This window comes from Allobosea sp. ASV33 (assembly GCF_016428755.1).
Taxonomy (GTDB): Bacteria; Pseudomonadota; Alphaproteobacteria; order Rhizobiales; family Beijerinckiaceae; genus Allobosea.
Map to the genome: position 1 here is coordinate 1 of NZ_JAELTI010000098.1, position 19,869 is coordinate 19,869.

21 protein-coding genes are annotated in these 19,869 nt (G+C 66.6%); 14 read left to right on the forward strand and 7 right to left on the reverse strand.

Annotated features, from left to right (window positions below):
- Positions 1-100 precede the first annotated feature (100 nt).
- The 5 genes from JHD80_RS22175 (at position 101) to JHD80_RS22195 (ending at position 3,857) form a co-directional block, all read left to right on the forward strand.
- A complete protein-coding gene (locus JHD80_RS22175; protein WP_199091889.1) occupies positions 101-1,117 on the forward strand; it encodes a DUF6925 family protein in 1,017 nt (338 codons plus the stop codon).
- Positions 1,118-1,241: 124 nt separating this feature from the next.
- A complete protein-coding gene (locus JHD80_RS22180) occupies positions 1,242-1,880 on the forward strand; it encodes a lysophospholipid acyltransferase family protein (RefSeq protein WP_199091890.1) in 639 nt (212 codons plus the stop codon).
- Complete coding sequence (locus JHD80_RS22185; protein ID WP_199091891.1) at positions 1,877-2,827, forward strand: phosphatidate cytidylyltransferase; 951 nt, start codon at positions 1,877-1,879, stop codon at positions 2,825-2,827. The genes JHD80_RS22180 and JHD80_RS22185 overlap by 4 nt, the downstream gene beginning before the upstream one ends.
- Positions 2,824-3,213, forward strand: a complete 390-nt coding sequence (locus JHD80_RS22190; RefSeq protein ID WP_199091892.1) for a hypothetical protein — start codon at positions 2,824-2,826, stop codon at positions 3,211-3,213. Before JHD80_RS22185 ends, JHD80_RS22190 begins: the two co-directional genes overlap by 4 nt.
- A gap of 2 nt (positions 3,214-3,215) precedes the next feature.
- Positions 3,216-3,857, forward strand: a complete 642-nt coding sequence (locus tag JHD80_RS22195; protein ID WP_199091893.1) for a CDP-alcohol phosphatidyltransferase family protein — start codon at positions 3,216-3,218, stop codon at positions 3,855-3,857.
- A 14-nt stretch (positions 3,858-3,871) separates the two neighbouring features.
- On the opposite strand, the gene JHD80_RS22200 is transcribed toward JHD80_RS22195, so the two are convergent.
- From JHD80_RS22200 to JHD80_RS22215, 4 genes are all read right to left on the reverse strand, one after another.
- Complete coding sequence (locus tag JHD80_RS22200) at positions 3,872-5,017, reverse strand: iron-containing alcohol dehydrogenase (RefSeq protein ID WP_199091894.1); 1,146 nt, start codon at positions 5,015-5,017, stop codon at positions 3,872-3,874.
- Positions 5,017-6,399: an aldehyde dehydrogenase family protein gene (locus tag JHD80_RS22205; RefSeq protein WP_199091895.1), complete on the reverse strand. Its 1,383-nt coding sequence runs from the start codon at positions 6,397-6,399 to the stop codon at positions 5,017-5,019. The genes JHD80_RS22200 and JHD80_RS22205 overlap by 1 nt, the downstream gene beginning before the upstream one ends.
- Positions 6,400-6,450: 51 nt before the next feature.
- The gene (locus JHD80_RS22210) at positions 6,451-7,818 is read right to left on the reverse strand and encodes a glutamine synthetase family protein (protein ID WP_199091896.1); all 1,368 of its coding nucleotides are present in this window, start codon (positions 7,816-7,818) and stop codon (positions 6,451-6,453) included.
- 142 nt (positions 7,819-7,960) lie between these two features.
- Positions 7,961-8,572 (reverse strand): TetR/AcrR family transcriptional regulator, encoded by a 612-nt coding sequence (locus JHD80_RS22215; protein ID WP_199091898.1) that lies wholly within the window; start codon positions 8,570-8,572, stop codon positions 7,961-7,963.
- A 123-nt stretch (positions 8,573-8,695) separates the two neighbouring features.
- On the opposite strand from JHD80_RS22215, the gene JHD80_RS22220 reads away from it, so the two are divergent.
- The 3 genes from JHD80_RS22220 to JHD80_RS22230 all read left to right on the forward strand — a co-directional run bounded on the left by JHD80_RS22220 (position 8,696) and on the right by JHD80_RS22230 (position 13,234).
- Positions 8,696-9,391 (forward strand): PspA/IM30 family protein, encoded by a 696-nt coding sequence (locus JHD80_RS22220; RefSeq protein ID WP_199091900.1) that lies wholly within the window; start codon positions 8,696-8,698, stop codon positions 9,389-9,391.
- Positions 9,392-9,427: 36 nt separating this feature from the next.
- Positions 9,428-9,706 carry a YiaA/YiaB family inner membrane protein gene (locus JHD80_RS22225; RefSeq protein WP_199091902.1) on the forward strand — a complete coding sequence of 93 codons (279 nt, stop codon included), beginning with the start codon at positions 9,428-9,430 and terminating at the stop codon, positions 9,704-9,706.
- A gap of 114 nt (positions 9,707-9,820) precedes the next feature.
- A complete protein-coding gene (locus JHD80_RS22230; protein ID WP_199091904.1) occupies positions 9,821-13,234 on the forward strand; it encodes an acyl-[ACP]--phospholipid O-acyltransferase in 3,414 nt (1,137 codons plus the stop codon).
- Between the two features lie 9 nt (positions 13,235-13,243).
- Here JHD80_RS22230 and JHD80_RS22235 read toward each other — a convergent pair whose 3' ends face one another.
- From JHD80_RS22235 to JHD80_RS22245, 3 genes are all read right to left on the reverse strand, one after another.
- Positions 13,244-13,558, reverse strand: a complete 315-nt coding sequence (locus JHD80_RS22235) for a hypothetical protein (protein ID WP_199091906.1) — start codon at positions 13,556-13,558, stop codon at positions 13,244-13,246.
- A gap of 52 nt (positions 13,559-13,610) precedes the next feature.
- Positions 13,611-14,051, reverse strand: coding sequence for a hypothetical protein (locus tag JHD80_RS22240; RefSeq protein ID WP_199091908.1), 441 nt, complete (start codon positions 14,049-14,051; stop codon positions 13,611-13,613).
- 255 nt (positions 14,052-14,306) lie between these two features.
- On the reverse strand, positions 14,307-15,320 hold the full coding sequence (locus JHD80_RS22245) for an amino acid ABC transporter substrate-binding protein (protein ID WP_199091910.1): 1,014 nt from the start codon (positions 15,318-15,320) through the stop codon (positions 14,307-14,309).
- A gap of 257 nt (positions 15,321-15,577) precedes the next feature.
- Between JHD80_RS22245 and JHD80_RS22250 the strand changes: the two genes are divergently transcribed.
- The 6 genes from JHD80_RS22250 to JHD80_RS29410 all read left to right on the forward strand — a co-directional run.
- Positions 15,578-16,195 carry a glutathione S-transferase family protein gene (locus tag JHD80_RS22250; RefSeq protein ID WP_282568428.1) on the forward strand — a complete coding sequence of 206 codons (618 nt, stop codon included), beginning with the start codon at positions 15,578-15,580 and terminating at the stop codon, positions 16,193-16,195.
- Complete coding sequence (locus JHD80_RS22255) at positions 16,188-17,393, forward strand: CaiB/BaiF CoA transferase family protein (RefSeq protein WP_199091915.1); 1,206 nt, start codon at positions 16,188-16,190, stop codon at positions 17,391-17,393. The genes JHD80_RS22250 and JHD80_RS22255 overlap by 8 nt, the downstream gene beginning before the upstream one ends.
- Before the next feature lie 11 nt (positions 17,394-17,404).
- Positions 17,405-18,019 (forward strand): carboxymuconolactone decarboxylase family protein, encoded by a 615-nt coding sequence (locus tag JHD80_RS22260; RefSeq protein ID WP_199091916.1) that lies wholly within the window; start codon positions 17,405-17,407, stop codon positions 18,017-18,019.
- Positions 18,012-18,887 carry an amidohydrolase family protein gene (locus tag JHD80_RS22265; protein ID WP_199091918.1) on the forward strand — a complete coding sequence of 292 codons (876 nt, stop codon included), beginning with the start codon at positions 18,012-18,014 and terminating at the stop codon, positions 18,885-18,887. The genes JHD80_RS22260 and JHD80_RS22265 overlap by 8 nt, the downstream gene beginning before the upstream one ends.
- A 36-nt stretch (positions 18,888-18,923) precedes the next feature.
- A complete protein-coding gene (locus JHD80_RS22270) occupies positions 18,924-19,703 on the forward strand; it encodes an enoyl-CoA hydratase/isomerase family protein (protein ID WP_199091920.1) in 780 nt (259 codons plus the stop codon).
- On the forward strand, positions 19,704-19,869 hold a 166-nt coding region (locus tag JHD80_RS29410), incomplete at its 3' end, for an enoyl-CoA hydratase-related protein (protein ID WP_465246548.1).

The window sequence follows — 19,869 nt, forward strand, 5'->3', positions numbered from 1 at the left end:
GGCTCGCGCAGGTCTTCGGCATCCAGGCCCTGCGCGGCGCCCATGCCGGCGAGCCCTTCCTTCTGCCCTGGCGCACCCTCGACAACGAAAAGACCGCTTCATGACCGGAACCGATACGGTGCGCAGGCTTCTGCGCGATCATCTGCTGGACACCGGCAGCCAGTGGAATCTCGGTACCTTCGGCGCCATCGCGGAATTCATGCGCGACCCTGGCGAGCCGTTCGAGATCGTCGATGAACCCGGCCGGCTCTCGGCGACGACGGCGCGCGGCGGCATCGGCTTCGGCGCGCTCGACGGCGTCCGCCTGTACGCATCCGAAAGCGCCGTCGGCAGCGGCTGGAACCACCGCGTCGCGCTCTGTCTGCCCGAGCAGGCCTGCGCGATGAACCGGCGCACCGTCCTGACCGAACTCGGCCCGGACGCGGGCGCGCTGCGTCCGCAGGACGCGGCAGGCATCCTGTTCGACATGGGGCTCGGCACGCTCCAGGCCGATATCTGCATCCGCACGGCCGATCCGGCGCTGATCGACGTGCTGCGCAAGGCAACTGGGCGTTCCCTGTTCGAGCCCGGAAACCGCGCCATGGGCGCGATCGTCGCGGCCGGCCCGCACCGGGTCTTCATCGCGCGCTTCGGGCGCTGCGAGGTCTACCAGCCAATCCCGCCGGCCGATGGCCGCAGCCCGGAAGGCCCGCATACCCATGTGCTGCCCCAGCTCCTGCGCAGCGGCCGCACCCATGCCGCGACCGAGCCGGTGCCGGAAGGCTTCGTGCCTTGCGCCCATCTCGTTCCGGCGCACCCGCTCAAGGATGGATTGGGAAGGCCGCATGCCTTCGATCGCGAGGTCTTCAAGTTGTTCGAAGCACTTCACGACCGCTTCGGCGATCCCGCGCTGATCGCGCTGAAGCGAAGTGCGCGCGAGGCCATCGCCGCCGGCCATGCTCCGGATGTTTTCGAGGCGCCGCGCAGTCGTTTCGGTCGGCAGGCATTGCGCGTCTTCCTCAGGCAGGCGGCTTTCGACGGCAGCGACAAGAAGCAGCTAAACGCATGGTCCGCCGCGTTCGATCCGTGCGATGCCGACACCGAGGACGGCACGGCGCCGGATCCCTATGGACACTGAGGACGGGAAGCCTTTGTCCCCGGCTGTTCTAGCCGCTGCCCTTGCGTCGGCCTGCCGCCGATATCGACAGGGCTCGAAACAGGCGCTACCTCGTCTAGGCGGCTAACGGGGGCGGGATCGCAGGATGCGTGGAGCAGGGGCAAGTCTGGCTGGCGCGCTCATTCTCTTTTTCGCCCGCTTCATCACGGCTGTGCGTGGCCGTTGGGCAGGGGCAGCGCCCAGCGACGAGCAGCGCATCTATTTCGCCAACCATGCCAGCCATGGCGATTTCGTCCTGATCTGGACGGTGCTGCCGCGGCGCCTGCGTTTCACGACGCGGCCGGTCGCCGGCAGCGATTACTGGCTGAAAAGCGGCCTGCGCCGCTTCATCGGCCGCGACGTCTTCAATGCGGTCCTGATCGATCGCGATCGCGAGAGCCGCACCAGCGACCCGGTCGCGCAAATGACCGAGGCGCTCGACGCCGGCTCCTCGCTGATCGTCTTCCCCGAGGGTACGCGCAACACCACCGATGCCCGCCTGCTGCCGTTCAAGAGCGGCCTGTTTCACCTGGCGCAGGCACGGCCGAACGTGGCCTTGGTGCCGGCCTGGATCGACAATCTCAATCGCGTCATGCCGAAGGGCGAGTTCGTGCCGATCCCTCTGATCTGCACGGTGACCTTCGGCGCGCCGCTTCGCCTCAGCGAAGGCGAGACCAAGCAGGATTTCCTGGCGCGGACTGAGGCCGCGCTGCTCGCCCTGTCCCCGAAGGCGACCGCGTCATGACGATGCCGCATCCCGATCTGGTGGCCGTGCTCGCCGGCATCCTCGGCGTCCTCGTCCTCGCCTCGACCATCGGCTTCGTGCTGCAGCGCAAGCTCTCGCCCGATAGCTCGAACGCCGTGGTCGAGAACCTGAACGACCGCATTCGGGCCTGGTGGGTCATGGTCGTGCTGATGGGGCTGGCGCTGATCGGCGGCAAGACCGGCGTGACGCTACTCTTCGGCTTCTGCTCCTTCGCGGCCTTGCGGGAATTCATCACGCTGACCGATACGCGCCGGGCCGATCACTGGGCGCTGGCCGCGGCTTTCTTCGTCGTTCTGCCGGTGCAGTATTACCTGATCTGGATCGAGTGGTATGGGCTCTATTCGATCTTCATCCCCGTCTACGCCTTCCTGCTGATGCCGATCATCGCGGCGGCACGCGGCGACACCGAGCATTTCCTCGTGCGCATCGCCGAGGTGCAATGGGCGCTGATGATCTGCGTCTTCGCCACCTCGCATGTACCGGCTTTGCTCAGCCTCGATATCGCCGGTTACGAGGGCCGCAACGTCCTGCTGATCGCCTTCCTCGTCATCGTCGTGCAGATCAGCGACGTCCTGCAATATGTCTGGGGCAAGCTCATCGGCCGTACCAAGATCGCGCCGAAGCTCTCGCCCTCGAAGACGGTCGAAGGCTTTGTCGGCGGCGCGCTCAGCGCCACCGCCGTCGGCGCGGGCCTGTCCTGGATGACGCCCTTTACGCCGCTCCAGGCCGGTTTCCTCGCGCTGGTCATCGTCCTCCTCGGCTTCTTCGGCGGGCTCGTCATGTCGGCGATCAAGCGCGATCGCGGCGTCAAGGATTGGGGCAACCTGATCGCCGGCCATGGCGGCTTCATCGACCGGCTCGACTCCGTCGTGTTCTCCGCCCCGATCTTCTTCCACCTCGTCCGCTACGGCTGGTCGGCGGTATGAGCGCGCCGTTCGCACGCCTGATGCGCAGCAGCATCGTCCATGTCGGCTTCGCCTTCCTGGCGATGGGGAGCTGGGCGGCCTTCGCCAACCGCGCCCATCCCATGCCGGCGCCACTCCAGGCCGGACTCTTGCAGGGCGCGATCTCGGCCACGATCACGCTGGTCCTGAAGCGTGCGATCGAATTTCTCGCCAGCCGCTTCTCCGGTCTCGCTGCCCTGCTGGCGCCGCCCGTGATCGCTGGCCTCGTCTCCGCGAGCCTGCTGACTCTCCTGCACACGCTCAGTGGCACGCCCGAGATCGCGAAGACGATCGCCGTGCCGCTCACCGTCGCGACGAGCTATGCCGCGCTCTACAATTATTCGCTCTGGCGCATCCGGAAGGCCTGAACATGGCGCAGGACGAGAACCGCCGCCCGCTCGCCAGCCGTGAGTCCGGCTGGGCCCGCGCCGTCGCCCGCAAGCTGAGCACGGCTTCCGTAACGCCGAACCAGATCTCGATGGCGAGCATGGTCATGGCGGCGGTCACCGGCGTCGCCTTCTGGCAGGCGGGGACGGCCACGGGCGAGTCCCGCGTTGCCTTGCTGCTCGTCGCCGCGCTGTTCTGCCAGTTCCGGCTGCTCTGCAATCTCTTCGACGGGATGGTGGCGATCGAGGGCGGCAAGCAGGCGCCGGACGGGCCCTTCTGGAACGAATTCCCGGACCGCGTCGCCGATATCCTGATCCTCGCCGGTGCCGGTTATGGCGTGGGTGTGCCGGCGCTGGGCTGGGCCGCGGCTGCTTTCGCGGTGCTGACCGCCTATACCCGCGAACTCGGCCGCAATTGCGGTTTGCCCGCCGATTTCTCGGGGCCGATGGCCAAGCAGCACCGCATGGCGGTGATCACGGCCGCGGCCGTGCTGTCGCTGGCGGAGCCGCTCTGGAGTGGCCGCAATCAGGTGCTCGTCGGAGCTCTCTGGGTAATCGCGTTCGGCGCAGCGATTACCGCGATCCGGCGCGCTGCGAACATCGTCCGCAAATCGCGCGCCGGCTGAACTTTCCGTCGCTCTCAGATCGACTCGATCAGCAGCTTGCGCGCCGCATCGACCGTAAGCTCCACCGGATTTCCGCCGGTCGAAGGGTCGGCGACCGCGGCCTCGGCCAGTTCGTCGATCCGGTCGGTACCAACGCCGAGCGCGGCGAGCTTGTCGGGGATGCCGAGATCGGAGCGCAGCTTCAGCACGAAATCGTAGAAGCCGTCGAAGCCCCCGGCGATGCCGAGATAGGCGGCGGCCGCGGCGATCTTCTCCTCGATCGCCGGGCGGTTGAAGCGCAGCACCGGCGGCATCACCACCGCATTCGTGGTGCCGTGATGCGTGTGGTAGACGGCGCCGACCGGATGGGAGAGCGAATGGATCGCGCCCAGCCCCTTCTGGAAGGCGACGGCGCCCATCGCGGCGGCAGCCATCATCTGCGTCCGCGCCTCGATATCCCCGCCATCGGCATAGGCACGCGGCAGATAGGTCTTCACCAGCCGCATGCCTTCGAGCGCGATGCCCTGGCTCATCGGATGGAAGAAGGGCGAGGAATAGGCCTCCAGGCAATGCGCGAAGGCGTCCATGCCGGTGCCCGCCGTGATCGCCTTGGGCATGCCGACGGTCAGCTCGGGATCGCAGATCGTCACGCCCGGCAGGAATTTCGGGTGGAAGATGATCTTCTTGGTATGGGTCTGCGAATTGGTGATGACCGAGGCGCGCCCGACCTCGGAGCCGGTCCCGGCCGTGGTCGGCACGGCGACGATCGGCGCGATGCCCTCGACCGAGGCGCGCGTCCACCAGTCGCCGACATCCTCGAAATCCCAGACCGGGCGGGTCTGCCCGGCCATGAAGGCCACGCATTTGCCGAGATCGAGGCCGGAGCCGCCGCCGAAGGCGACGACGCCGTCATGACCGCCGGCCTTGAAGGCCCGGACACCGTCATCGAGATTGCGCTCGTTCGGGTTGGGATCGACATCGGCGAAGATCGCCCGGCCGAGCCCGCCGGCCTCGAGGATGTCGAGTGCGTTGGCGGTGATCGCCATGCTCGCGAGCCCGCGATCGGTGACGAGCAGCGGCCGCTTCATGCCGAGTGTCTTGCAGTGATCGGCCAGTTCCCTGATCCGCCCGGCGCCCAGCTTGACGGCGGTCGGATAGCTCCAGTTCGCGGTGATCGGCATCAGCCAGCTCTCTTCAGATGGTAGGATTTCGGACGGGTGAGGTTGTGGAAGCCGATGACCGAGAGCGAGCCGCCGCGGCCGGTCTCCTTGACGCCGGTCCAGCACAGGGCCGGGTCGAGATAATCGGCGCGGTTCATGAAGACGGTGCCGGTTTCGATCTGCTCGCCCAGCCGCGCGGCGCGTTCGGCATCGCCGGTCCAGAGCGAGGCGGTGAGGCCGTATTTGGAATCGTTCATCAGCGCGACCGCCTCGGCATCGTCGCGCACCTTCATGATGCCGACAGCCGGGCCGAAGGTCTCCTCGCGCATGATCGTCATGGAATGATCGACATCGACCAGGATCTGCGGCGCGAGATAGGCGCCGCCATCGTCCTGCGGGAAGAGCTTAGGGTCGACCAGCGCCCGCGCGCCCTTCGCGGTCGCCTCAGTGATCTGCTCGCGGACGACCTGGGCGAAGCGCTTGTGCGCCATCGGACCGAGCGAGGTCTCGGGATCGAGCGGGTTGCCGAGCCGGTAATTCGAGACCCAGGCGACCGATTTCTCGACGAAGGCGTCGTAGAGGCTCTCATGGACATAGATGCGCTCGATGCCGCAGCAGCATTGCCCGGAATTGAAGGTCGCGCCGTCCATCAGCGTATCGACCGCCTTGTCGAGATCGGCATCCTCCATGACATAGCCGGGGTCCTTGCCGCCGAGCTCCAGCCCGATCCCGGTGAAGGTGCCCGCCGCCGCGCGCTCGATCGCCTGCCCGCCCGCGACCGAGCCGGTGAAGTTGATGAAGTCGAACTGCTTCTCGGCGATCAGGCGCGACGAGGTCTCATGGTCGAGGAAGACATTGGCGAAAACCTCTTCCGGCACGCCGGCCTCGTGGAAGGCGCGCGCCAATCGCTCGCCGGTGAGCAGCGTCTGGCTGGCATGCTTGAGGACAACCGCATTGCCGGCGATCAGCGCTGGCGCGACCGAGTTGATCGCAGTCATGTAGGGATAGTTCCAAGGGGCGATCACGAAGACGATGCCATGCGGCTCGCGCGCGATGGAACGCTTGAATGCAGCGCTGTCCTCGATGACGATAGGCGCCAGCGCCTCGCCAGCGATCGAGGCCATATAGTTCGAGCGCTCGTTGAAGCCCTTGAACTCGCCGCCGTACTTCACCGGCCGGCCCATTTGCCAGGCCAGCTCGGTCACCACGTCCTGCCCCATCTCGTTGAGTCGCGCGACGCCCTTGAGCACCAGCGCGACGCGCTCGTCGAGCGGGCGCTTCGCCCAGGCCTTCTGTGCTTTGCGGGCGCGCGCCACCACGGCCTTGGCCTCGTCGAGGCTCAGGGCCGGCCGCTCGGCATAGACCGAGCCGTCCACCGGCGACACGCATCGGATCATCGTCATCATCGTTGTCCGTTCGACTGAAAGGGATTTCTGGAGGGTAGGGCCGGAGGGTCAGGCGCGTTCGAAGCCGCGCTTCACTTCCCAATCTGTGATCCGGCGATCGTATTCCTCCTGCTCCCATTCGGCAGCGCGGACATAATGGTCGATCACGTCGTCGCCGAAGGCCTTGCGCAGCATCGCCGAGCCCTTCAGCGCGACGGTCGCGTCGCGCAGGGTCTTGGGGATTTCGCGGACGTTCCGGTCGCCATAGGCATCGCCGACGAAGGCCTCTTCCAGCGCCATCTTCTTCTCGATGCCGTCGAGACCGGCCGCGAGCAGCGCCGCCATGGCGAGATAGGGATTGAGGTCGGAGCCGCCGACCCGGCATTCGATGCGGATGCCCTTGGTGCCGGCGCCGCAGAGCCGATAGCCGGCGGTCCGGTTGTCGGCGCTCCAGACCGCCTTGGTCGGTGCGAAGGTGCCGGCGACGAAGCGCTTGTAGGAATTGATATAGGGCGCGAGGAAACCGGTGATGTCGGAAGCGTGGGCGAGAAGCCCCGCCACATAGTTCCGCATCAGCGGCGACATTCCGTGCGGCGCCTGCGCATCGAGGAACTGAGGCGTCTTGCCGTCGGCGGTCCAGAGCGACTGGTGGATATGCGAGGAGGAGCCGGCATGGGCGTTGCTCCACTTGGCCAGGAAGGTGATCGATTTGCCCTGCGCCCAGGCGATCTCCTTGCAGGCGTTCTTGATGATCGCGTGCCGGTCTGCCATCGTCAGCGCATCGGCATAGCGGACATTGATCTCCTCCTGCCCGGCCGAAGCCTCGCCCTTGGAGTTCTCGACCGGGATGCCGGCGCCCTGCAAACCGTTGCGGATCGCCCGCATCACCGCCTCTTCCTTGGTCGTCTGGAAGATGTGGTAGTCCTCGTTGTAGCTGCTTGCGGTCTTCAGGTCGCGATAGCCGCCGGCGCAGGCGTTCTCGTAGCTTTGGTCGAACAGGAAGAATTCGAGCTCGGTCGCCATATAGGCCTTGAGACCCATGGCCTCGAGCCGCTTGACCTGCTTCTTCAACACCGCGCGGGGCGAGTGCGGGATGTCATGGCCGTGATGGTCGAGCACGTCGCAGAGCACGAGCGCGGTGCCTTCGAGCCAGGGCACGCGGCATAAGGTCGAAAGGTCCGGCTTCATCGTGTAGTCGCCATAGCCGGCGGCCCAGCTCGTCGCCGCATAGCCGGCTACAGTTTCCATCTCCATGTCGGTGGCGAGCAGGTAATTGCAGCTATGCGTCTCGTGATGCCCGCTTTCGAGGAAGAAGGCTGCATGAAAGCGCTTGCCCATCAGGCGCCCCTGCATGTCGACGAGGCAGGCGAGCACGGTATCGATCCGGCCGGCCGTGACATCCTCTCTCAGGGCGTCGAGCGTGTAGGCTTGCGTCATGCCGGTCATCCATCTGCGATGTGCGATCTTCACACGGTAATGCGTCCGGCGGAATAGCCGGCTCGCATGCCGTCCTGCGGTTTTATGCAGGGAACGGACCAGTGCCGGGACCTTGGGGCCAGGATGCTCTCGGCCTTTGATGTCACGGATCCGTCGCGAGGCCGCGGCAAGCCAGCCGCACCAGGCCTTCGATCTGTCGGTCCAGTTCGCGGCGGGGGACCGCGATCAGCTTCTCTTCCAGCCCGATCGCGACGACGCCATGGACCGCCGAGAACAGCGTCCGGCCGAGCAGGTTCCTGTCCTCCTCGCTGCGCTCCGGCACCAGTATGCCCAGCGGCTGGAGGATATGCCGGAACATCGTCATCTGTTCCGAGACCGCCCAGTCGGGCACCACCGAACCCTCGGCCATCCGATGCTCGAACAACATCCGCCAGAGCTGCAGGTTGTCGCGGGCGAAGGCGCAATAGGCGAGGGCGACGGCAACGAGTGCGTCGGTAGCCTGTTCCTGTGACGAAGCGGGCGGCGATGCCGCGCTGAGCGCGGCATCGAGCCGGGCCAGCGTGCGCGAGCCGACGCGCAGGACGAGCTCGTCCATATCCGCGACGAGATTGTAGATCGCACCCAGCGAACAGCCGATCTCCTGCGCGAGCTCGCGCGCCTTCAGGCCCGCAAGGCCCTTAGCAGCAATCGCTCGCTCCGCTGCATCGATCAATTGCTCGCGCTGCCGCTCCCGTCGCGCTGCCGTGGTGGTCATGCCGTCGCTCTCGTTCCGCGTGGTGCTGCTGACTTTGAACGATGTTCAAAATATGTCTTGAACATCGTTCACGGATGCGCTACGCCTTGTCTCGTGAACGATGTTCATAGCAGGGGAAAGCCAATGCTCAAGATGTTTCTCACCTTCGTTCGCGGCGGCGCCGCCATTGCCGAGGAACGCTTCGCCGACCGCAATGCGCTCCTTATCCTCGACCAGCAGATGCGCGATGCCGCCACTGCCTTCGAGCGGGCCAAGAAGGCGCTGGCGATCGCGATCGCTCAGGACCGGCAGGAGACCGAGCGCCTCGCCTCAAGCAGCGCGCGCATCGCCGATCTGGAAAACCGCGTCGCGGCAGCTTTGGCGGCCGGCGATGAAAGCCTCGCCCGCGAAGGCGCCGAGGCGATTGCCGCCCTGGAGGCCGATCGCGATGCGGCTGCAAGCGCGCAGGCGCTGTTCGCGGCGGAGATCCTCCGCCTGCGCCGCCATGTCGCCCAGGCCCAGGCGCGCATCGCCGAGCTCGACCGTGGCCGGCGCCTCGCCCGCGCTTCGGAAGCCGTGCGCCAGATGCGGCAGGGCCGGGTCGAGCCCGGTCCCGCCCATGAAGCGACGCTGGCCGAGGCGGAGCAGACGCTGAAGCGGCTGCGCGAGCGTCAGGTCGAGGCGGAAGCTGCCGAAACCGCGCTCGACGAACTCGATGGTGCGGCCGCGGCCTCCGTCACTGAGAAGCTCGCCGCCAAGGGCTTCGGCCCACGGCTGCGGACGACGGCCGAGGACGTGCTGGAGCGCCTGCGCAGCCGCGCCATGGCGCCTGCCAACTGATCCAACGACAACCACATTTCAAACCGGGAGATCGTCATGAACCAGAACGTACAGCCTCATAGCGGTGCCTGGGTGAGCTTCACCTACGCCTCCTTCTTCGCCGCCGCCGTGATGGTCGGCTCGGGTATCATGTTCCTGCCGCTGGACTGGTGGGCGAAGGGTTATCTTGCCATGGGCTGCGTCATGCTCGTCCAGTCCTGCATCACCATGACCAAGACGGTGCGCGACGTGCACGAGGCCGCCAGGCTGGTGAACCGCATCGAGGACGCACGCACCGAGCGCCTGCTGATGGATGCCGGCAAGCCGGCTCTGTGAGCTTTGCTGCCATGCCGGCAAGCCGCGCTTAACTGCAAATCGAGATCGGCCGGCGCAGGCAAGAGTTGCTTAGCCCCGCCGATGCAACCTCACCGTCCTTTCCGTGAGCCCGCCATGATCGACACCTTGATGCTGAAGCGGCGCTTCGCGCCGCTGTTCTGGGCGCAGTTCTTCTCCGCCTTCAACGACAATTTCCTCAAGAACGCGCTGGTCTTCATCATCCTCTACCGGCTGACTGGTTCGCATGGCGAGGCGCTGGTCACCCTGGCGGGCGGGCTGTTCATTCTGCCCTTCTTCCTGCTCTCCGGCATCGGCGGGCAGATGGCCGACCGTTTCGACAAGGCGATGATGGCCCAGCGCCTGAAGCTCGCCGAGATCGGGGCGGCCGGCGTCGCGGCGCTCGGCTTCACGCTCCATTCCGTACCGATGCTCTTCGCCGCGCTCTTCCTGTTCGGCGTCATCGCGGCCCTGTTCGGGCCGATCAAATACGGCATCCTGCCGGATCACCTGAAGCGCGAAGAATTGCCGGCTGGCAACGCGCTGATCGAGGGCGCGACCTTCATCGCGATCCTGCTCGGCACCATCGCCGGCGGCCTGACGGCGCGTGAGGGCGGCGATGCCGCGCAGCTCAGCCTGCTGATCATGGTCTTCGCGCTCGCCTGCTGGGTCTCGACGCTGTTTATTCCGAAGACCGGAGCGGCCGCGCCCGATCTCGTGATCGACCGCAACATCCTGCGCTCGACCCGCGATCTCCTGAAAGACCTCTGGGCGGATGCCCGGCTCTGGCGCACCGGTGTCATGGTCTCGCTCTTCTGGCTGATCGGCGCCGTCGTGATGGCGCTGCTGCCGGCGCTGGTGAAGAACGGCATGGGTGGCACGGAGATGGTCGTCTCGGCCTATCTCGCCACCTTCGCCATCGCCATCGCGATCGGTTCCGGCATCGGCTCCTTCCTGGCCAGCGGGCGCATCGTGCTGCTGCCCGTCCCGGTTGCCGGCATCGTCATGGGCCTGTTCGCGCTCGATCTCGGCTGGGCGGTCTCCGGCATCGTCGCGCATCAGCCGGCGCAGGATCTCGACGCCTTCTTCGCCACTTCGTCCGCCTGGCGCGTCGGCATCGACCTTGCCGGCCTCGCCATCGCCGGCGGCATCTTCATCGTGCCCTCCTTCGCGGCGACCCAGGCCTGGGCGCCGGCCGAGAAGCGGGCGCGCATCGTCGCCGCCGTCAACGTGCTCTCGGCCGCCTTCATGGTCGCCGGCGCGGCGGTCGTCGCCCTGCTGCAGGCGGCTGGCCTGACGCTCAGCCATCTCTTCATGCTGATTGGCGCCATGACCGTCGCGGCTTCCGTCTGGATCTTCCGGACGCTGCCAACCAATCCGGTCAGCGATTTCCTCTCGATCCTGTTCCGCGCCTTCTACCGCGTCGAGGTCACCGGCCGCGAGAACATCGCCAAGGCAGGCGACAACGCCATCATCGCGCTAAACCACGTTTCCTTCCTCGATGCGGCGCTGGCGCTCTCGATCCTCGACAAGGAGCCGGTATTCGCCATCGACCACGGCATCGCCCAGCGCTGGTGGGTAAAACCCTTCCTGAAGCTGACGCGGGCCATGCCGCTCGACCCCTCGCGCCCGCTGGCGACGCGCTCGCTGATCAATGCGGTCAAGAACGGCGAGAGCCTGGTGATCTTCCCGGAAGGACGCCTCACCGTCACCGGCAGCCTGATGAAGGTCTATGACGGCGTCGGCATGATCGCCGAGAAGTCGGGCGTGCCGATCGTCCCGGTTCGCATCGAGGGGCTGGAAGCGACGATCTTCTCGCGCCTGACCCGCGAGCAGGTCCGCCGGCGCTGGTTCCCCAAGGTGCGCGTCACCGTACTCGATCCGGTCTCGCTCACCGTGCCGGACGAATTGAAGGGCAAGCCGCGCCGCCAGGCGGCGGGTGCGGCACTCTACCAGATCATGTCGGATCTGATCTTCAAGACCACCGATATCGACCGCAGCGTCTTCGAGGCCGTGGCGGAAGCCGCGAAGCGCAACGGCGAGGGCCGCATCGCGGTCGAGGATCCGATCACGGGCACGTTGACCTACAAGCGCCTGCTGATCGGGGCTGAAGTGCTCGGCCGCAAGCTGATGCCGCTGGCGGCCAGGGGCGAGGCGATCGGCGTGATGCTGCCCAACGCCAATGGCGCGGCGGTGACGCTGCTCGGCCTGATGTCGGCGGCGCGCGTGCCGGCGATGATCAATTTCACGGCCGGCGCCGGCAACATCGCCGCCGCTTGCAAGGCGGCTGAAGTGAAGACCATCGTCACCTCGCGCGCCTTCGTCGAGAAGGGCCGGATGGGGCCGCTGATCGAGGCGCTCTCGGCCGATGTGAAGATCATCTATCTCGAAGACGTCCGCGCCACCGTCTCGACCGGCGACAAGCTCTGGGCGCTCTGGCGCCATGGCCAGGCGATCGAGCCCGCGAAGGGTTCGGACCGCGCGGCGATCCTGTTCACCTCGGGCTCGGAAGGCGCGCCCAAGGGGGTCGTGCTCAGCCATTCCAACATGCTGGCCAATGCGGCGCAGGCGGCGGCGCGGATCGATTTCGGCCGGCGCGACAAGGTCTTCAACGTGCTGCCGGTCTTCCACTCCTTCGGCCTGACGGCAGGGCTGATCCTGCCGCTGGTCTCCGGCGTGCCGGTCTATCTCTATCCCTCGCCGCTGCACTACCGGATGGTGCCGGAACTGGTCTACGGCTCGAACGCGACGATCCTGTTCGGCACCGACACCTTCCTCACCGGCTATGCCCGCGCCGCCCACCCTTACGACCTGCGCTCGCTGCGCTATATCGTGGCCGGCGCCGAGCCGGTGAAGGACACGACGCGACGCACCTATGCCGAGAAATTCGGCCTGCGCATCCTCGAAGGCTATGGCGTCACCGAGACCGCGCCGGTGCTGGCGCTGAACACGCCGATGTTCAACCGCTTCGGCACGGTCGGCCGGATCATGCCGGGCATGGAAGCCAGGCTCGAACGCATGCCGGGCGTGGAAGAAGGCGGCCGCCTTCATGTCCGCGGCCCCAACATCATGCTGGGCTATCTCAGGTCGGAGAATCCGGGCGTGCTGGAACCGCCGCCCGAGGGCTGGCACGATACCGGCGATATCGTCGCGATCGACAAGGACGGCTTCGTCACCATCAAGGGCCGGGCCAAGCGCTTCGCCAAGATCGCCGGCGAGATGGTCTCGCTCGCCGCGGTCGAGGCGCTCGCCGCCGAATGCTGGCCGGGCGTGCTCTCGGGCGTCGCGAGCCTCCCCGATGCCCGCAAGGGCGAGCGGCTGGTGCTGGTGACCCAGCAGAAGGACGCGACCCGCGCCGCCTTCCAGGCCTTCGCCAAGGGCAGGGGCGCGTCCGATCTGATGATTCCCGCGGAGGTGGTGGTCGTGCCGGCCGTACCGGTGCTCGGCTCCGGCAAGCTCGATTTCGCCGGCATCGCCAGGCTGGTCAAGGAGCGGACCGCTTCGCCCGCGCCTGCCCCGCTGGAGGCCTGATGCTCGGCTTCAATCCCGCTTCCGTCGGGAGCGGAAGCGATCGAGCATGCCGAGGCACCACAAGGCGAACCGCGCCATCGGCCGCTGCAGGACGGGCAGGTCAGCTGCGAGCAGGAGCAGGCCGAGCGGCAGCATCCAGAAGCCCAGCAAAGGCAGGAACGAGAACACGCCGCCGGCGATCAGCAGGAGCCCCGCGGGGATTCGGATGAGCCGCGAGCGGGGATGGCGCAGCCATCTCAGACCGGCCGCCATCCGGGCGGGCAATTCCTGCTCGATGCGCCGGAAGGCGCGGCGCAGCTCCTGTTTGGCCGATTGCGGTTGCATGAGCCTGTTCATCGCTTCCGCAGCGAGCGGAGGCGGCGCTGGTCAGGGGAGGCTATCGGACGACATAGCCATGCCTGCGCCCGCCTTTCGGGACGCGGCAGGAGCAGTCGTCACCCAGGGCGGCGGGCCTCGCAAGCGTGCATTGCCTTGATGACGTCCGGCAATGACGCCCGAATCCGCTCGTCCGGTCGGCCCTGCGGGAGAGACGCGTCGAAGACGGCTCGTAGAAGCCCGGACGGTTGGCTCCGGAACCGACCGCCGGGCCGGCCCCGGGAATGCCGCCCTGGCTCGAATGCAGCCGGATATCCGGGACATTGTCGGTGATCGACGGCGGCCCCAGGCCTTGCCGCGGCCCGCCCGGCACCAGCGGCCCGTTACCCGGCGTCGCGTCGAACTGTGCGCTGGCAGGCAGCGACATCAGCACGGCCAGCACGGCGGCCATCGCCGCGATGAGATTGCGCATCATGCTGTCCCCCGTGTCATGGCGGCTCATTACCACGCTTCCGAGGCCCAGGCACCGGTGCGACTCCCATCGTTGATGCCAGCGGCTGCGTCTGCCGATCAATCTTCCCCGGCCGAGATGTAGAAACCGAAAGCCGAAGCGCAGGCTAGAACCATGCTGATTTCGAGCAAGCCCATGATTGCCTCCATCCTTGCGATGGAGCGGAAACTGCCATGGGCTCGCCATTGTTCCGCCGCGTATGAGACTGCCCCGAAGCGGTAGCCTCCGGCGCGCCGGAGGGCTCCGTCAGCGAACGGGCGGGGCGTATTGCAGGCCGCCTTTCGACCAGAGATTGTTGGCGCCGCGCGGGATGCCCAGAGGCGAGGACGGCCCGAGATATTTATCGTAGCTCTCGCCGTAATTGCCGACCTGCTTGACGATCCGGTAGGCCCAGTCCTTGGTCAGCCCGAGGCCTTCGCCGAGATTGCCGTCGACGCCGAGGAAGCGTTTGATCTCGGGATTGGCCGATTTCAGCTGCTCGTCGACATTGGCGGAGGTGAGGCCGAGCTCCTCGGCATTGACCATCGCGTAATGCGTCCAGCGGACGATATTGGCCCAGGCTTCGTCGCCACGGCGCACCGCCGGCCCGAGCGGCTCCTTCGAGATCAGTTCCGGCAGGATCGCGAAATCCTGTCCATTGGCGACCTTCAGGCGATAGGCATAGAGGGCGGACGCATCGGTCGTGAAGACGTCGCAGCGGCCGGTCTCGAAAGCCTTGATCGCCTCGTCGCCCGACGCGAAGCTCACCGGCTCGTATTTCAGGCCGTTTTTTTGGAAGAAGTCGGCGATGTTCAGTTCAGTCGTCGTGCCGCCCTGGACGCAGACCGTCGCGCCGCCGAGGTCCTTCGCGGATTTGATGCCGAGCGACTTTTTGACCATCAGCGCCTGGCCGTCGAAATAGGTGATCGCCGAGAAGGACAGGCCGAGGGTGGTGTCGCGCGACAGCGACCAAGTGGTCTGGCGCGAGAGCACGTCGACTTCGCCGGATTGAACGACCGCGAAGCGATCCTTCGGGTTCAGCGAGATGTATTTGACCTTCTTGGCATCGCCCAGGACCGTTGCTGCGACGGCGCGGCAGAGATCGACATCGAGCCCGCCCCATTGCCCCTGCGCATTCGGCAGCGAGAAGCCGGGAACGCCCGGGCTCGTCCCGCAGATCAGCTCGCCGCGCTCCTTGACCTTCTCGAGCGTGCCGGCCTGTGCGGACACAGCCGACGCCGCGATAGCCGCTGCCGCGAAAGCAGCATGGATTGCCTTCATCGTTTCCTCCTGCTCATTTTTTAAAAGGACATAAGACTAGCCTATTGCCGTAATGGATCATCGTCAACCGCGGCCGCCGCTCGACCTTGAGAGCTCGATCACCACACGATCCCGCATGATTTGCGGGTCTAACGGCGTCCGCGTCTGGCAACCCGATCCGCCATCGCGCTCGACAGGTCAGCTCCGGGTTGTTATAGGCCATAAAACTAAACTAATAGATCTGCACCGATCGGCTTTGGGGGCGTGCAATGGGCGATATGACACTTCACTGGTCGCCGCGATCGCCTTTCGTGCGGAAAGTGATGGTGGCCGCGCATGAGCTGGGCCTCACCGATCGGCTGACGCTGCGGCGTACGGTCGTACAGATGACGAAGCCGAACCCGGACCTGCTGCCCGACAATCCGCTGAGCAAGATTCCGACGCTGGTGCTGGCCGACGGCTCGGCGCTGATCGATTCAGGGGTGATCTGCGAATATCTCGATTCACTAGCCGGTGGCGGGGTGATCATTCCCGTCGCAGGCGCGGAGCGCTGGAGCGAGCTCAGCCGTCATGCGCTGGCGACCGGCTTTCTCGACCTGCTGATCCTCTGGCGCAACGAACGCAACAAGCCCGCGGAAAAGCAGACAGGGGAATGGCTGTCGAGCTTCGCCACCAAGGCATCAGCCTCTCTGGCGCGCTTTGAGAGCGAAGCCGGCCCGATCGCGCCGGGGCCGCTGCCGCTTTCGGGAATCGCGCTCGGCTGCTGCCTGTCCTATCTCGATTTCCGCTTCGCCGATCTCGACTGGCGGGCTGGACACCCCAAGCTCGCCCAATGGCACGATGCGTTCCGCCAGCGCCCGTCGGCGATCGCCACGGAGGTCCGCGACGATGGCTGACATCCGGCGCCAGGGCCCTCTCAGCCATGTCCGGGTCCTCGATCTCAGCCGGATCATGGCCGGCCCATGGGCGACGCAGATCCTCGCCGATCTCGGCGCCGACGTGATCAAGGTCGAGCGTCCGGAATCCGGTGACGACACCCGCGCCTGGGGACCACCCTATCTCAAGGATGAGGCCGGCAACCCGACCAGCGAAGCCGGTTATTATCTCTCCGTCAATCGCGGGAAGCGCTCGATCACCGTCGATATCACCAGCCCGAAAGGGCAGGACATCATCCGCCGTCTCGCGGCCAAAAGCGACATCGTCGTCGAGAACTACAAGGTCGGGACGCTCACGCGCTACGGCCTCGACTACGAGGCGCTGAAGGCGATCAATCCTCGCCTGATCTTCGCCTCGGTGACCGGCTTCGGGCAGAGCGGCCCGCGCAAATCCGCCGCGGCCTATGATTTCGCGATCCAGGCCATGGGCGGCGTGATGAGCGTCACCGGCGAGCGCGACGGCATGCCCGGCGCCGGGCCGCAGAAGGTCGGCGTTCCGATCGTCGACATCATGACCGGAATGTACACCGCGGTCGGCGTGCTCGCCGCGCTGGTCCGGCGCAACGAGACCGGCAAGGGCGACAATATCGACCTCGCCATGCTGGATGTTCAGACCGGCTTCCTCGCCAACCAGGCGATGAACTGGCTGGTCTCGGGCCGAGCGCCGGTGCGCGGCGGCAACCGCCATCCCAATATCCAGCCGCAGGACGTCTTCCCCTGCGCCGATGGTTTCATCGTGCTGGCTGTCGGCAATGACGGGCAGTTCGCCAAGCTCTGCGAAGCCCTCGGCGAGCCGCAATGGGCACAGGACCAGCGCTTCGCGACCAATCCGGCGCGCGTCACCAATCACGGCTTGCTCGATCCGTTGTTGCGCGCCGCTTTCGGCCGCTTCGATCGCGACGCGCTCATCGCCGCGCTCGATTCGGTCGGCGTGCCCTGCGCGCCGATCAATACGGTGCCCGAAGTGTTCGACGATCCGCAGGTCAGGCATCGGGGCATGCTGCGCCATTTGCCGCATCCGCTCGCCGGCAAGGTCCCGCAGGTCGTAAGCCCCTTGAACTTCGAGAACGAGCCGCTCTCGTTCGATCGTCCGCCGCCCTTGCTCGGGCAGCATACCGACGAGATCCTCCGCGATATCGGCCTGGCCGAACAATCCTGATGGAACGCAGAATGGGGCGCCTCCACCTCCCGACCGTCGACGAGATGACCGCCGATCAGCGCAAGCTCTATGACGAGGTCGTCTCCGGGCCGCGCGGGCGATTGGTCGGGCCGCTGCGCGCCGTGATCCATAGCCCGGAACTCGCCACGCGCTGGTCGAGGCTCGGCGAGTTCCTGCGTTATGCGACGCTGCTGCCGGCCAGGCTCAACGAACTCGCCATCATCGTCGTCGGGCGCCACTGGAACAGCCAGTTGGAGTTCTTCATCCATGCGGAAGCGGCGAAGGTCGCTGGCCTGGGTGCGGACTGCATCGAGGCCATCCGCCTGGGCCATGCGCCGGCCTTCGCTGGGGATGAGGAGCGGGAGATCTACGACTATGCCCGCCTGCTCGTGCAGACGGGAACCGTGCCCGATGACGTGCATGAAGCGATCGTCGCGCGGTGGGGACCGCGCGGCGCCGTCGAGCTCACCGGCGTGATCGGCTATTACACGATGGTCTCGATGACGCTGAACGCACATGGAATTCCGCTGCCGGACGGCGCGGCGCCGCCCCTTCCCAAGTTGCAGGACGGGCCGACGCGCCTGCCGGCGGCCTTGCAACAGTCCGAGGAAACCCACCGTGACTGAGACGGTCGCCCCGCGATCGCATCGGGCGCCCGTCTGGGCGCTGCCGGCTGGGGCCTGCGATTGCCATGCCCATGTTTTCGGTCCCTACGACCGCTTCCCCGTTTCGCATCCCATGCATTACGTCGCGCCCCTGGCTCCGGCGGCAGCGCATCGCGACATGCTGGCGACCACTGGCTTGAGCCGTGGCATCCTCGTCCAGCCGGGCGCCTATGGCGAGGACCCGTCCCCGATCCTCGACGCTTTGGCTGAGGGCGATGGCCGCCTGCGCGGCATCGCTGCCGCTAGCGACCAGGTCCCGCAGGCCGATCTCGATGCCTGGCACACGGCGGGCATTCGCGGTCTGCGCTTCAACGACATGACCGTGCCCGGCGGCACCGGCCCCTTTCCCGGCTCGGTCGGCACGGAAGCTCTTGCGGCGATGGCGCCCGGCATGCGGGATAGGGGCTGGCACGCGGAGATCTGGGCCGGAATCGACCGGCATGTCGCGAACCTGCCGCTATACCGCGCCAGCGGTCTTCCGATCGTGCTCGACCATATGGCCGGCCTGCAGATCGCGCGCGGGCTGGACGATCCCTCCTTCAAGGCGATCCTCGATGCGCTCCAGGAAGGCTGGCTCTGGATCAAGCTCGTGCTGTGCCGCTGCTCGCAGGATTTTCCGGACTATGCCGATGCCCGGCCGTTCCATGATGCCCTGATCGCGGCCAATCCAGACCGCGTGGTCTGGGGTTCGGACTGGCCGCATCTGCGCCTTGCCGAGCGGGCGCCCGATATCGGGCACCTGCTCGATCTCTTCGCGGAATGGGTTCCGGATATGGCGCTTCGCCGCCGGATCCTCGTCGACAATCCCCGCAAGCTCTACGGATTCTGATGCCGCCTCGCGGCCGCGTTCGATACGGAGTTTCAGATGGCCAACGCTTTTGAGTGCCTGACAGTCGAGGTCAGCGATTTCGTCGCGACGGTGACGATCGATCGCCCCCCGGTCAACGCGCAGAACCGCCAGTTCCGGGAGGAGATCGTCGCCGTCTTCGACATGCTGAGCGACCGTGCCGATGTGCGGGCGATCGTGCTGACCGGCGCCGGCAAGACCTTTTCGGCCGGCGCGGACCTGAAGGAGCGGCCCGGCCTGGCGCAGGAGCCCGGCGCCTATCCGCGCCATAACCGCCTCGTGCGCGCCTCCTTCGACACGGTGATGGAATGCTCAAAGCCGGTCATCGCCGCGGTCAATGGCGCGGCCATCGGCGCGGGCTGCGTGCTGGCCCTGTGTTGCGACATCATTCTCGTGGCGGAGGAGGCCTTCTTCGCGATGACCGAGGTCGATGTCGGGCTGGCCGGTGGCGTTAGCCATGTCAGGCGCTTCTTCCGGGAATCCGATGCGCGGATGCTGATCTACACGGCGCGCCGGATGCGCGGCGCCGAGCTCTACCGGATGGGCGTCGCCTCGGATTGCGTGCCGGCCGAGCGCCTGCTCGGGCTGGCGCAGGGGATCGCGCGCGAGATCGCCGCAAAGAGCCCGTCGGCCGTGCAGGCCGCCAAGCGCTCCTTCAACGTCACCGAAGGACTCGAATTGCGCGACGGCTATCGCTTCGAGCAGTCGCAGACCGTGGCGCTGGCCTCCTCCGAGGACACGAAGGAAGCGCAGCGCGCCTTCGCCGAGAAGCGCAAGCCGGTCTTCGGGGGGCGCTAGATGGGCGCCCCCGAAATCGTCACGGTCGAGCACGCTTCCGATGGCGTCGCGGTCCTCACGCTGAGCCGACCGGAGCGTCGCAATGCGTTGAACCTCGACATAAAGGCGCGCATCGCCGACGCCGTCCTGACGCTCGAGGCCGACAGCAATGTGCGCGTCATCGTCC

Excerpts from the sequence above, each read along its gene's own strand:
- JHD80_RS22175 (WP_199091889.1), top strand. The coding sequence starts at position 101 with ATGACCGGAACCGATACGGTGCGCAGGCTTCTGCGCGATCATCTGCTG.
- JHD80_RS22180 (WP_199091890.1), top strand. The coding sequence starts at position 1,242 with ATGCGTGGAGCAGGGGCAAGTCTGGCTGGCGCGCTCATTCTCTTTTTC.
- JHD80_RS22185 (WP_199091891.1), top strand. The coding sequence starts at position 1,877 with ATGACGATGCCGCATCCCGATCTGGTGGCCGTGCTCGCCGGCATCCTC.
- JHD80_RS22190 (WP_199091892.1), top strand. The coding sequence starts at position 2,824 with ATGAGCGCGCCGTTCGCACGCCTGATGCGCAGCAGCATCGTCCATGTC.
- JHD80_RS22195 (WP_199091893.1), top strand. The coding sequence starts at position 3,216 with ATGGCGCAGGACGAGAACCGCCGCCCGCTCGCCAGCCGTGAGTCCGGC.
- JHD80_RS22200 (WP_199091894.1), bottom strand. The coding sequence starts at position 5,017 with ATGCCGATCACCGCGAACTGGAGCTATCCGACCGCCGTCAAGCTGGGC.
- JHD80_RS22205 (WP_199091895.1), bottom strand. The coding sequence starts at position 6,399 with ATGACGATGATCCGATGCGTGTCGCCGGTGGACGGCTCGGTCTATGCC.
- JHD80_RS22210 (WP_199091896.1), bottom strand. The coding sequence starts at position 7,818 with ATGACGCAAGCCTACACGCTCGACGCCCTGAGAGAGGATGTCACGGCC.
- JHD80_RS22215 (WP_199091898.1), bottom strand. The coding sequence starts at position 8,572 with ATGACCACCACGGCAGCGCGACGGGAGCGGCAGCGCGAGCAATTGATC.
- JHD80_RS22220 (WP_199091900.1), top strand. The coding sequence starts at position 8,696 with ATGCTCAAGATGTTTCTCACCTTCGTTCGCGGCGGCGCCGCCATTGCC.
- JHD80_RS22225 (WP_199091902.1), top strand. The coding sequence starts at position 9,428 with ATGAACCAGAACGTACAGCCTCATAGCGGTGCCTGGGTGAGCTTCACC.
- JHD80_RS22230 (WP_199091904.1), top strand. The coding sequence starts at position 9,821 with ATGATCGACACCTTGATGCTGAAGCGGCGCTTCGCGCCGCTGTTCTGG.
- JHD80_RS22235 (WP_199091906.1), bottom strand. The coding sequence starts at position 13,558 with ATGCAACCGCAATCGGCCAAACAGGAGCTGCGCCGCGCCTTCCGGCGC.
- JHD80_RS22240 (WP_199091908.1), bottom strand. The coding sequence starts at position 14,051 with ATGAGCCGCCATGACACGGGGGACAGCATGATGCGCAATCTCATCGCG.
- JHD80_RS22245 (WP_199091910.1), bottom strand. The coding sequence starts at position 15,320 with ATGAAGGCAATCCATGCTGCTTTCGCGGCAGCGGCTATCGCGGCGTCG.
- JHD80_RS22250 (WP_282568428.1), top strand. The coding sequence starts at position 15,578 with ATGACACTTCACTGGTCGCCGCGATCGCCTTTCGTGCGGAAAGTGATG.
- JHD80_RS22255 (WP_199091915.1), top strand. The coding sequence starts at position 16,188 with ATGGCTGACATCCGGCGCCAGGGCCCTCTCAGCCATGTCCGGGTCCTC.
- JHD80_RS22260 (WP_199091916.1), top strand. The coding sequence starts at position 17,405 with ATGGGGCGCCTCCACCTCCCGACCGTCGACGAGATGACCGCCGATCAG.
- JHD80_RS22270 (WP_199091920.1), top strand. The coding sequence starts at position 18,924 with ATGGCCAACGCTTTTGAGTGCCTGACAGTCGAGGTCAGCGATTTCGTC.